The sequence below is a fragment of the Propionivibrio pelophilus DSM 12018 genome (assembly GCF_059569095.1).
The window spans coordinates 1-11715 of record NZ_JCANUT010000038.1 but is presented as its reverse complement, the minus strand read 5'-3'; the positions used below and the strand labels follow the sequence as shown (position 1 = coordinate 11715).

14 protein-coding genes are annotated in these 11715 nt (G+C 62.5%); 4 read left to right on the top strand and 10 right to left on the bottom strand.

Translation table 11 applies throughout. The features are described 5' to 3' along the window. The first annotated feature begins 46 nt into the window (after positions 1-46). From BO74_RS14485 to BO74_RS14475, 3 genes are all read left to right on the top strand, one after another. Entirely contained in the window at positions 47-298 is a 252-nt protein-coding gene (locus BO74_RS14485; protein WP_496443092.1) for a hypothetical protein, read from the top strand. Positions 299-428: 130 nt separating this feature from the next. Further along, positions 429-1253 (top strand): mechanosensitive ion channel family protein, encoded by an 825-nt coding sequence (locus tag BO74_RS14480; protein WP_496443091.1) that lies wholly within the window; start codon positions 429-431, stop codon positions 1251-1253. Positions 1254-1336: 83 nt separating this feature from the next. Beyond that, on the top strand, positions 1337-1648 hold the full coding sequence (locus BO74_RS14475; protein ID WP_496443090.1) for a BON domain-containing protein: 312 nt from the start codon (positions 1337-1339) through the stop codon (positions 1646-1648). Between the two features lie 63 nt (positions 1649-1711). Here BO74_RS14475 and BO74_RS14470 read toward each other — a convergent pair whose 3' ends face one another. From BO74_RS14470 to BO74_RS14435, 8 genes are all read right to left on the bottom strand, one after another. Beyond that, positions 1712-2305 (bottom strand): DUF4126 domain-containing protein, encoded by a 594-nt coding sequence (locus BO74_RS14470; RefSeq protein ID WP_496443089.1) that lies wholly within the window; start codon positions 2303-2305, stop codon positions 1712-1714. Between the two features lie 61 nt (positions 2306-2366). Continuing rightward, positions 2367-2624, bottom strand: coding sequence for a GlsB/YeaQ/YmgE family stress response membrane protein (locus BO74_RS14465; RefSeq protein ID WP_496443088.1), 258 nt, complete (start codon positions 2622-2624; stop codon positions 2367-2369). A 108-nt stretch (positions 2625-2732) separates the two neighbouring features. Continuing rightward, complete coding sequence (locus tag BO74_RS14460; RefSeq protein WP_496443087.1) at positions 2733-3491, bottom strand: NADH-quinone oxidoreductase subunit B family protein; 759 nt, start codon at positions 3489-3491, stop codon at positions 2733-2735. Next, complete coding sequence (locus BO74_RS14455; protein ID WP_496443086.1) at positions 3491-4999, bottom strand: hydrogenase large subunit; 1509 nt, start codon at positions 4997-4999, stop codon at positions 3491-3493. The genes BO74_RS14460 and BO74_RS14455 overlap by 1 nt, the downstream gene beginning before the upstream one ends. 1 nt (position 5000) lies before the next feature. Then, positions 5001-6437 (bottom strand): complex I subunit 5 family protein, encoded by a 1437-nt coding sequence (locus tag BO74_RS14450; protein ID WP_496443085.1) that lies wholly within the window; start codon positions 6435-6437, stop codon positions 5001-5003. Next, a complete protein-coding gene (locus BO74_RS14445) occupies positions 6434-7054 on the bottom strand; it encodes a hypothetical protein (RefSeq protein ID WP_496443084.1) in 621 nt (206 codons plus the stop codon). Before BO74_RS14445 ends, BO74_RS14450 begins: the two co-directional genes overlap by 4 nt. Continuing rightward, entirely contained in the window at positions 7051-7974 is a 924-nt protein-coding gene (locus tag BO74_RS14440; RefSeq protein WP_496443083.1) for a respiratory chain complex I subunit 1 family protein, read from the bottom strand. Before BO74_RS14440 ends, BO74_RS14445 begins: the two co-directional genes overlap by 4 nt. After that, entirely contained in the window at positions 7971-9995 is a 2025-nt protein-coding gene (locus BO74_RS14435) for a proton-conducting transporter transmembrane domain-containing protein (protein ID WP_496443082.1), read from the bottom strand. Before BO74_RS14435 ends, BO74_RS14440 begins: the two co-directional genes overlap by 4 nt. Before the next feature lie 241 nt (positions 9996-10236). Here BO74_RS14435 and BO74_RS14430 point away from each other — a divergent pair, with 241 nt between their 5' ends. Beyond that, on the top strand, positions 10237-10440 hold the full coding sequence (locus BO74_RS14430; protein WP_496443081.1) for a ribbon-helix-helix protein: 204 nt from the start codon (positions 10237-10239) through the stop codon (positions 10438-10440). Positions 10441-10456: 16 nt separating this feature from the next. Here BO74_RS14430 and BO74_RS14425 read toward each other — a convergent pair whose 3' ends face one another. Continuing rightward, positions 10457-11317: a LysR substrate-binding domain-containing protein gene (locus tag BO74_RS14425; RefSeq protein WP_496443080.1), complete on the bottom strand. Its 861-nt coding sequence runs from the start codon at positions 11315-11317 to the stop codon at positions 10457-10459. Positions 11318-11386: 69 nt separating this feature from the next. After that, positions 11387-11715, bottom strand: a 329-nt coding sequence (locus BO74_RS14420; RefSeq protein ID WP_496443079.1) for a transposase, incomplete at its 5' end; no start/stop codon positions are given.

Sequence of the window (11715 nt, the reverse complement as noted above, 5' to 3'; positions counted from 1 at the left end):
GGCACTACCTATAGTGGGTTCACCCATCAACCCCGGGAGTCCAACCATGAAAAAACTGCTTGTTGCCGCCCTTGTTTCTGCATTCGCCTTCGGCTCCGCATTCGCAGCTCCCGATTGTGAATCAAAGGCTGTCGGCAAAGACGGCAAACCGCTTGCCGGCGCTGCGAAAGCGTCGTTCATCAAGAAGTGTCAAAGAGAGGCCGCCTGCGAGGCAAAAGCCGTCAGCAAGGAAGGCAAGGCTCTTGCCGGAGCGGCCAAGGCCTCGTCCATCAAGAAGTGCTTGAGCGAAGCGCAATAGTATCGCTGCGCCAAACGAGAGGGTGTCTTGCGCAGCCTCTCGTAGTTCATTTGCCCTGCACGCTGATTCCGGTTGCCGCGGGATTTGCGCAAAAGCTCGTTTGTCAGTGTTTATTTACGGAGAAAAAGGCATGAATACGGAAGATTTCTCGCGTTACCAGGATCTCATTGTGACGGCAGCCACCGAGGTGGGGTTCAAGATTCTGGCCGCCGTCGCTTTCTGGATAATCGGCCGTTGGCTGATCGGCATCACGGTCAACTTGCTGCGTGGTTCGCTGGAGCGCCAGAAGGTCGACTCCACCGTTCTGCGCTACGTGAGTTCCATCGTCACGGTAACGCTGAACGTCCTGCTGGTGATCGGCATTCTCGGTTACTTCGGCATTCAGACAACGACCTTTGCGGCGCTCATTGCCGCGGCGGGTGTCGCCATCGGCATGGCCTGGTCGGGCTTGCTGGCCCACTTCGCGGCGGGCGCCTTCCTCGTCGTGCTGCGCCCGATGAAGGTCGGAGACTTTGTTTCTGTCGCCGGCGTCACCGGTACGGTGGTCGAACTCGGCCTGTTCACGACGGTAATCAACACGCCGGACAACATCCACACCATCATCGGCAACAACAAGATCTTCAGCGACACGATCCAGAATTTCTCCGCCAATGCATTTCGCCGTGTGGATCTGAAGTGCCAGCTCTCCGGCGCCGCCGATCATCAGGCCGCGATGACCCTGCTGCGCGAGAAGCTGGCAGCCATCCCGAATGTTCTGAGCGAACCGCCGGTCGACGTTGAGATTCTGGATTTCACGCTGGTCGGCCCGGTCCTTGCGGTGCGCCCGTATTGCCACAACGACCATTACTGGCAGGTCTATTTCGATACCAATCGGGTTCTCCGCGAGGCACTGGGTGAGGCCGGATTCCCGGCACCGATGCCGGCACAGAACGTGATCGTGACCCAGGGCTCCTGAATCATCACAACCGGAAAGCCCGCACCGGTTACGACTCACGGGTTCGCCTTGACGGTTTGATACACAGCAGAGGGGAGGTCAACATGAAACATACAGCCATTTCGTTCGCACTTGCCGGCTTGCTGGCTTTTACCGCCGCGGGTTGTGCTGTCACCCGCGATCAGTCGACCGTGGGCGAGTATCTCGACGACTCGGTGATTACCACACGTGTAAAAGCCAGGTTTGCGGAAGACAAACAGGTCAGCGCGATGTCCATCAGCGTGGAAACGCTCAGGGGTGTAGTCCAGCTTTCAGGCTTTGCGAAGAACTCGACGGAAAGGAACCGCGCGGGCGAGATTGCGCGCTCGACAAGCGGCGTCAAAGGCGTGTCCAACAACATCGTTGTCAGGCCATAGACGTCCCTCGTGCTTTTCCTGTCTGTTCGTCACCTCGATGGTTCGGTCGTCGACGCTCGAGTGTTATTCATGCGAGCGCTGGAAAAAACGTCCAAATAGCGACCGGACTCCACCGATCAGCCTTGGCAACATCCAGATCAGCAGGATGACGAAGGTACCGAGAATGCACAGGAAGAGTATCGGGTAATTGATGGCCGTATAGAGGCCGCCGACGACCAGGACATCTTCCCCCAGTGAAGCCGTCGCATTTGAAAGCGGCTCGGGGGACGTGTTGATCAATGCGCGACCTCCCGCCTTTGCCAGGTGAGTTGCTGCGGTAAGCGACCCTCCCAGCAGCCCCGCAGTGAGCATCAGCTCAGGAGGATGCCCGCCCATCGCCAACGCTGCCAACAGCGCGCCTGCCGGAATTCGGACAAAGGTCTGAAAGCCATCCCACAAGGAATCGACGAAGGGAATCTTGTCGGCCAGGAATTCGATCAGCAGCAACGACCCCGTGACACCGATGACCCAATGACTCTCCAGGACTTGCAAGGTCGCGGGGAGTTCCAGATAGCCGAGCCTCCCGAGCAGTCCTGCCAGGAAAAGCACCGCATACAGGCGCAAGCCGCTCGCCCAGGCGACCCCTCCGGCCAGAGCAACCGATTGAATCGCATCCATGGCCTAATCGCCCGCAATCACCGTCGGGGCGGGTTCGTGGTTTCGAGGCCGGGCCCTGACCTCAGCGGTCATCGTTGCCGCGGCGGAGTCGACCATAGGCCCATAACAGACCAACGGCGGCCAGCACCGAAGCAATGAAACCGGCGCCTTCCCCGACCCGGTACCAGCCAAAAAACTGGCCGACAAGTCCGGCCACGATGGAACCTGCGATACCCAGAACAACCGTCATGAGGAAGCCCATGTTTTCCTTGCCCGGGTTCAGGAACTTCGCGATCACGCCGATCACGAAACCAAGCACGATGGTCCATACAAAGCCCATATCAGGTTCCTTTCCTCAGGTCTGCAGGCTTTCAGTATAGAGCCCGGATATGGATTGCTCTATACAGGCGACGCAATCTGCGCTCTCAACCCGCGGCACGGATCGAAATCAGACCGCGATCCCCAGCAGATCCATCACTGCCGCGATGAACACCAGCGGGTGCGTCGGGCAGCCGGGGATGTAGAGCGTCGGCTTGAAGGTTTCGAGGAAGCGGCGGTCGACTTCGGCGCAGTCGGCGAACACGCCGCCGGAAATCGCGCAGGCGCCCATGGCGATCACCAGTTTCGGCTCGGGCATGGCGTCCCAGCAGATCTGCAGCGCCTCGACCATGTTCCGGCTGATCGGCCCGGTGAGGACCAGCCCGTCGGCGTGGCGCGGCGAGGCAACCATGTCGATGCCGTAACGGCCGAAATCGAAGTTCACGTTGCCGACGGCGTTGAGTTCCAGTTCGCAGCCGTTGCAGCCGCCGGCCGACACCGAGCGCAGCTTGAGCGAGCGCCCGAAGCGCTTGCGCAGCTCGGCGGAGACCTTGATCGGATCGATGTCGGGATGCGCCGCGCTGATCGTCAGCCCGTCGCGCGTAGTCGAGGCCAGTTTGACGTCGGTCTTGAAACCGATGGTTCCGGCCGGGCACGCCGGCTCGCAGTCGCCGCAGAGCACGCAACGCCCCATGTCGATGCGCATGGGGTCGAGCGCGATGGCCCGGCTCGGGCAGGCGTCAACACACGCCGTGCAGCCGGCGGCGCACGCCGCGTCGGCAATGACCGGCTTGCCGCGATAGCCGCCAGGAACGGCCGCACGCAGATCGGGAATGTACTGGGTGCCCTGGGCTTTGCGAACCGCAATCGATTTGGGAAAGTTGAACATCAGAGGTCGTTCCCGCAGTAGGAAAGGTCGAAACTCTTGTTGCAGATCGGGAAGTCGGAAATCCCGTTGTCACGCACCGCCAAAGCCAGCCCGAACCAGTTGGCCAGCGACGGGTCCTGCACCTTGACGTGGCGCAGAGAACCGTCGACGGATGTTTCCAGCGCGAGAACCACCGGCCCGCGCACGCCTTCGACCACCGACACGCACAAACACTCGGGCGCAAGAGCCAAGTCGGCGCCCACCGGAATGACAGGAGTCACCGGAGTACCCGCACTGCCCGACAGGTCGAGCGTCGCATCGTCGAGTACACCGAACAGCCAGTCCAGCGAGGCGTCGATCTCGCGCATGCGCACGAGCATCCGCGCCCAGCAATCGCCGCTCGGTTCGACCATCGGAGCCATCGGCAGGCGCTCGTACAACTGTCCCGGCAGTTCGCTGCGCGAGTCGATGGCGACACCGCTGGCCCGGGCCGCGACACCGAACAATCCGAGGTCACGCGCCGCTTGGTTACTCACCGTCCCAGTCCCTTTAAATCGCGCCTTGACGCTCAACGCCGAACGCATCAGGTCGTTCATGCGTCGCAGGTCGGTGGCAAAGTCGGCAAGGGTCTGCCGCACGTCCTGGCGCAGCGCGTCGGTCAGTCCCTTGGTCCGCCAGGGACGCAGCCAGCCGCGGCCGAAGCGGTTGCCGCTGACGCGCTGGCTGGCGTTGATCACTGCCGTGCGCAGGCGCCCGTAGCTGCCGGTGCCTTGCACGAAGGCGATGTCGGTCGCCAGCCCGTTGAGCGTGGCGACATGGATGGCGATGCGCTCCATTTCCAGGGCGATGCCGCGCAGGACGTCGGTCTCGAACCCGGCCGGCGTGCCGGCCAGCGCCTCCAGCGCCGCGAGGTAGCTCCAGGCGTAGGCGATGCACGAATCGCCGCAGATCGATTCGACGATCGGCGTCAGGGTGCGCGGCGGGCGTTGCAGCAGGAGCTTTTCCACGCCGCGGTGCTGGTAGCCGAGCTGGATTTCCAGGTGGTGGACCGTCTCGCCGTGGCACATGAAGCGGAAGTGGCCCGGCTCGATCACCCCGGCATGGATCGGCCCGACGCCGACTTCGTGCACTTCGCGGCCGCGCACGGTGAAGAACGGGTACTCGTCCATCCGCTGCTGGCGCGCTCCCTCGAAGCGCACCGGCTTGAGCCAGGGGTGGCCGCCCGGCAGCACGCCCGTCTGCTCCCACAATTCGCGCTCGTAGATGTGCGCCGACGGATGCTTCAAGGTCAGCGCCGGGCAGGCATCGCCCCTTTTCGCTGCGCCGCGCAGGACGGACAATCCATCCGCCTCGGTCACGAACACCGCCGTCACCGCGACGGCCGCGTCGCCTTCGCCGCCGTTTCGCCCGAACAGGGAGAGCAAGCGATCACCTTCAGACAACCGGCGGTCACATTCATTGATGAAATCCGCGAGACCCAGCGCTGCGGTTTCGCGCAGGTTGCAGACGATTACGGGATTTTTTGCCATTTCAGACTCCCGCAATCGACGCTGCCACGGCGCGCAGCAACTGCGTCACCGGTTCGGGGGCATACGTCCCGAGCATGACCAGGACGACGACGAAGCCCATCTTGGGAAGGACGGTGACCAGCGACTCGATCACCGGCGGGCCGCTGCGCGAAGGAGGATCCCAGAGCATCGGAAACACCGCCCGCCCGGTAGACACGAAGATGATCGTCAGCATCACGCACATCACGGTAAACGCCATCAGGTTGCCGGCCTGGACGATGCCCGAGAGGATCAGCATCTCGGCGAGGAAGCTGGCGAACGGCGGGAAGCCCAGCAGGGCGAAAATGCCGCCGGTGAACAGCAAGCCGGTGAAGGGCATCACGCGGATCACCCCGCCGAGCGGCGCCGTCTCGTTGGTACCGTAGACCGCGCGCAAGCGCCCGGCGGTGAGGAACAGCAGCGACTTCACGAAGGCGTTGCTGACGATGTACAGCACCACGCCGTACGCCGCCGCCTGCCCCACCGACAACCCCAGCGCGATGACGCCGGACGAGCTGACGCAGGCGTAGGCGATCAGCCGCTTGTAGTTGCGCACCGCCATGATCTGCACTGCGGCGACGATCAGCGACAGGTAGCCCATGACCAGCAGTTCCTGCGCGACGAAGGCGGTCTCGAAACCGTTGAAGACCTGCAGCATGCGGAACACGGCGACGACACCGATGTTGTACTGCACGGCGGCGAGCAACACGCTGGTGCTGGTCGGGGCGGCCTCGTAGGTTTCCGGCATCCAGCCGTAGAGCGGCGCGAGGCCGAGCTTGCTGCCCAGACCGAACAGGATGAAGGCCATGCCGAGACGCTGCCAGCCGTCCTTGAGCATCGTCAGCGAGAAGCTCAGTTGATCGACCAGGAAGTTGACCTCGAGTCCGCGCAGATCGGCCGACTGGCTCAAACACATGAAGCCGAGGAAGGTGATGGCCAACGACATCACCGAGTACAGCACATAGCGCCAGGCCGATGCTTTCGGCGACGGCGAATCACCTCGGGCGACGAGCGGCGCGGCGCACAGCGTGCTGATCTCCACAAAAGCCCAGAGCAGGATCATGTGGTTGGTCAGGATGCCGACGTTCATCACCGCCATGAACAACAGGGTCAGCGCCGCGCGCGAACGGATGTCGCGGGCCAGCGTCAGCGACGAACGCTCGCGGGCGAGCATGTACACGCTAATGCCGAGGAACACCGTGTTGATCACCAGCACGAACAGCAGCGACGTCGGATCGAGGACCAGATAGCCGTTGGCGAAGTACAGCGGCAACTCCTCCAGCGAATGGGTCAGGAAGACCGCGACGGACGCCAGCCAGAACACCAGCGAGGCGGCGACCAATCCGTAGGCCGCGCGGCTGGAAGACGTCCTCGCGCTGCCCGGTGCCAGCGCGATGCAGGTGGTTTCGACTGCGTTCATGGCACCTCTCCGGAAATTGTCACTGATTGATTTTCAGCGACCGGAGACTCCTTCATCAGCCAGCAGCCGATGCCCACGGTCAGCAGATAAACGGCGCTGATCGCCAGATGCACGACCAACGGCCACGGTTCCGGCATCAGCGTTTCGAACAATGCCAGCGCGTTCTCCATGAACAGCACGGCGACCAGCTGCGCCCTGGGCTCCGGGTTGGTCGCCAGGATCAGGAAGGCCGTGACCACCGTCGCCGCGACGACGCCTAGCGTCAGCGCTCGCGCATCGGCGCGGGCACCATCGCCGAACTTGAAGGCAAAGATGATCAGTACGACGGCGATGATCCAGGTGAAGAGGTTCGACGGCATCAGACTGAGCCGCGTCTCCGGATGGTGGCGCAGCGCCCGGCGCAGCATGTACGGAACGAGGATGGCACGCACCAGCAGAATTTCCAGCCCGACCAGAAGGGTGTGCAACGAGAGGCTCCCCTCCCCGGCCTCCCCGTGCAGCGTCACCCAGCCCAGCGCCAGGGCATGCAGCCCGAGCCAGCTCGGCGCGGAGGAAATCTTGCTGAAGAACACCGGGATCACCACGGCGACCAGGCAGAGCATCAGTGGGACGGTCATACGCTGGCTCCAATACCGATCACGGCCATGCTCGCCAGCGCGGCGGCCGAAGCGATCAACAAATAGCGCGGCACCCAGCGCATCGGCAGGCGCGCCGTCAGTGACTCGATGCAGCCCACCACCACGGCCACCACGAGGATCAGCGCCAGGGACACAAGCGCGGCGGCGAGCGGCGACACCAGGGGATCGAAGGGGTTGAGCAGCGCGGCGATCAGTCCGGCGTAGAGGGTCATCTTCATCGCCGCGGCGTACTGCATGGCAGCCAGTTCCGGCCCGCTGTGATCGAGGATCATCACCTCGTGGATCATCGTCAGTTCCAGGTGAGTCAGCGGATCATCGACCGGTACCCGCGCCGCCTCGGCCTGCAGCAGGATCAGCAAGGCGACGACCAGCGGCGCCGCGATGACCGCGTAATGCGGCGTCTCGCGCAGCAGGCCGATCAGGTCGGCGAAGCTGGTCATCCCGGTCGCCACGCCGGCGGTGCCGATCAGCAGGAACAAAGCCGGTTCGGCAAAGGCCGAGAAGGACGCTTCCCGCGCCGTGCCCATGCCTTCGAACGAGCTGCCGACGTCCATCGCCGAGAACATCAGCGCGATGCGCGCCAGGCCCATCGTGTAGGCCACGACGATGAAATCGTGGGAAAACTGCAGCGGCGCGAAGCGACCGAGCATCGGCGCCATCGCCGCAGCGAAAAAACCGGCGAGCAGCACGATATACGCTCCGGCGCGGAACAACGGCGTCGCCGTATCGCTGATCACGGTGCGCTTGCCGAGCAGCCGGCGCAGGTCGAAGGCGAACTGGATCAGGTCCGGCCCCTTGCGCGCGGCCCACCACGATTTCACCCGGTTGATCACGCCGATCATCAGGATCGGCAGCAGCAGAACGAACGCCCAGTGCGTCACGCTCAACACGGTTTTCATTGCAAAACCCCTTCCGCCAGCAGCACCAGGACGGCGATTATCATCACGCCGGCCAAACCGGCGGAGAAGGAAAAGCGCGGATCGTCCTCGCGCAGGCGCCGCGACATCTCGACGGCGGTGTCGTCGCCATGATCGATCACGTTGAACAGGCGACGCTCGACCGCATCGACGCAATCAGTAACGACGTAGCTGTCGCGCGGGAAATAGCCTACAGGCGCCTTCTGCCGCCGGAGCAGGACCATGATGCTCTTGAACGGCCGGGAGAAGTCGGAGGAGAAGCTGGCGCCCGAATACTGCATGCGCGTGTTCGGCAAGGTGTAGCCGCAGCCCCAGGTCGCGCCCGTCGCTCCCCTCGCTCCCGCGGAAACCGGCTTGCGAATACGGGCATAACGCACGATCAGCACGACCACCACGGCGGCGACCAGCGCCCCGGAGATCAGCCCGATGCGCGACAGGTTGCCGGCCACATCGGCCAGCGCATCGACAACCGGTGAGCCGGGCACGCCGGCCATGAACAGCGCCACCGGCCCGGCGACCAGCGCGAATCCGGCCGCTGGCAGAACGCCCAGCAGGACCGTCCCCAGCGCGTGCAACGCCATCGGCAGGAGCATCCAGGGGCTGGCCTCGTGCCCGGGCGGCAAGCCGCTGTCCCGCGCGTTGCCGAGGAATACCACGCCGAAGGCGCGGGTGATGCTCAGCGCCGACACCGCGCCGACGAAGGCCAGCGCCGCTCCGACCACGGCCAGCGCCAGCTTGGCCCAGACCGTCGCCCCGGCGTTGCCGAACAACCCGGAATAGATCACGAACTCGCTGGCAAAACCGTTGAACGGCGGCAGCGCGGAAATCGCCACGCCGCCGATCAGGAAACTCACGGCAGTCAACGGCATCAGCCGGAACAGCCCGCCAAGGCGCTCCATATCAACGACATGCTTGACCTGATAGACGCAGCCCGCCGCGTAGAACAGCAAGCACTTGAAGAAGGCGTGGTTGAGCACGTGCAGCAAGCCGCCGCCAAAACCCAGCGCCACCAAGACCGGCGCCTGCCAGGCAAGCCCCAGACAGCCGATGCCGAAGCCGATGCCGGCGATCCCGACGTTTTCCGTCGACGAGTAGCCGAGCAGCCGTTTCAGGTCGCGCTGCCCGACGGTATACAGCCCGCCGATCAGTGCCGAGGTGACCGAGAAGGCGATCAGGAACCAGCCCATCCACTCGTCCGGCTTGCCCATCAGCAGCGTGAAGCGCACCAGCGCGTAGAGCCCGGCCTTGTGGATCACCCCGGACATCAGCGCCGAAACGTGCGCCGGCGCCGCCGCGTGGGCGCGTGGCAGCCACGAGTGGAACGGAAAAAAGGCCGACTTCAGGCCGAAGCTGGTCACCAGCAGCAGGAAGACGATGTTGCGCGTCGAGCCGTGGTTCGCGCTCAACCAGCGGCCGAGATGCGCGAAATCCCACGACTGCCCGTGCGCGTAAAGGATCATTAGCGCCGCGACCAGGAACAGCAGGCCGATATGCGTCGAAACCAGGTAGTTGAAACCGGCGAAGCGTACCCGCTGGTTGGTGTAATCCCAGATCACCAGTTGCCAGGCCGCCAGCGCCGCGACTTCCCAGCCGAACAGGAAGGACACGACTTCGTTGCCGGTATAAACCAGCACGAACGACAGGGCGATCATGTTGAGCAGCGCGAAATGCACGCCGAGGTGCCGCGAGCCATTGAAGTATTTCTTCATGTAGCCCACCGCGTACAGACTGCCGAGGAAGGTCATCGGCAGCGACCAGACCAGGAAGAATGCACCCAGTGCATCGAGACGGACACGGATGGCATTGATCGGGTAGGCCCAGGACACGCCGCCGGCAACTTCCGGCCCGCCCATCAGGACGGGAATGGCCACCGACCAGACCAGGGCAAGAGCGATCGCCTGCGAAACCAGGCCGATCATGGCGCGAACGCGATTGCTCGCGTTCAGCAGACACACCACCGCCCCGAACACCAGGGCGAGAACCGCCAGAATAAGTTGATTCATGGCCTTTTATCGTATCCGTATCGTATTAGGGAAACGCTGAAATATTCGTCACCCCGGCAAAGGCCGAGGGCCAGTTCGTTGAATTTTCTGGATTCCAGCCTTTGCCGGAATGACAAATCTTCAACATCCCTGGCTATCACAGAAAACCGGCAAGATTATACTTCTCTGTGACGTTTATATAAATCAAAAATAACTTTGATTATAATAAGAGTGTAATCAGAAGATAACGAGGGCCGACATCATGGAAAACCGCACAGCCAGACTGACCATCCTGGTCGATCCGCGCAAAAAGAAGCTGTTCGAAGAATTGTGCGCACGTCAGGATCTGAATTCATCGCAGGTCGTGCGTAAATTGATGCGCCAGTACATCCTCGAAAACCTTCCTGAAGACGAAATCCCCGACTGGCTGGCCCCGCACGCCAAGAGCGACGAGGCGAGGAAGTAACGCCCGCTTTATCGGCTCAGACCGGCAGCCAGGACTTTATCCAGTCCAGGATGATCTGGATCTTCTCCTGTTCCAGCTTCTGTTTCGGCACGCAGAGGTAGTGCGGAGTCGCCGGGATCCCCAGATTCCCGAACGGCATCACCAGTTTCCCCTCCGTCAGGTAGTCGTGCGCCAGCAGGGTACTGTCAAGGCAGACGCCAACCCCGCTGAGTGCGGCCGAAAAACCCATGAACGAGCGGTCCAGGTAAAGCCCCCGCTGGATCAATGCGCCACCGGGGTAATAGGCGGCAATCCAGTCCCCCCACGAAACCACCGACGTCTCGTTGTGAATCAGGCACAACTGCGGCACATCCGACGGACACAGGCTGTTTCCCGCCGCAAGCGCCGGACTGCATAACGGCACGTAACTTTCATTCGGCATCAAGGGCTCCGTCATGACAAACGGCGAATTCGAGCGCTTGCCGTAGACGATGGCGATATCCAGCCCGTTGTTGCCAAAGTCCGCGGCACCGGGGGTAGCACAGAGTCGAACATCGATCTGCGGATGCTGGCGCAGGAATTCGGGCAAACGGGGCAGCAGCCAGAGATGGGCGAAACTCGGCGACGCCTGCAGCGTGACAAGCTGCTGCATCGAAGGGACATCGATGATTGACTGCAACTCCATGTCGATCTCGGCAAACGACCGCTTGAGCGCCGAATAGAGCTGCACGCCGGCGTCGGTGGGGATGGCGCCCTTGCGTCCACGGTCGAACAGATGCACGCCGAGCACCGATTCGAGCGAAAGGATCGAATGGCTGATCGCCGACGCGGTGACCGACAGTTCCAGTGCCGCTGTCGCAAAGCTCTGATGCAGATAAGCCGACTCGAAAGCCTGCAAACTCTTCAGCGACGCTTTGCGCAGTGCGGGATAACGCTGAATTATTAACCCGGCCCTTAAATAGCTTTGCTAAGCCGCGTATGCGGCATGAGGATGCTGGAAATAGGAACGGATGCGTTCGGGCCATTGTGCGATGCGATTCATGATGCGCATGGCTTTTTGCAGAAGATCCTTTTCAGAGCGGGTGGCCGGTTCGAGACGCAGGGACGTTTTGAAATCGTGATTCAGATATTCGTCGGGATTGGATTCCGGGGCGTAGGGCGGCAAGTAGAAGAGTTCGATCTTGTCCCGGCGAGGCTCGATCCATTGCTGGACGAGCTTGGCATGATGCACACGCAGGTTATCGACGATCAGGAAGATCTTGGCCGGCGCCTCTTGGAGCAGACGTTCAAGGAACT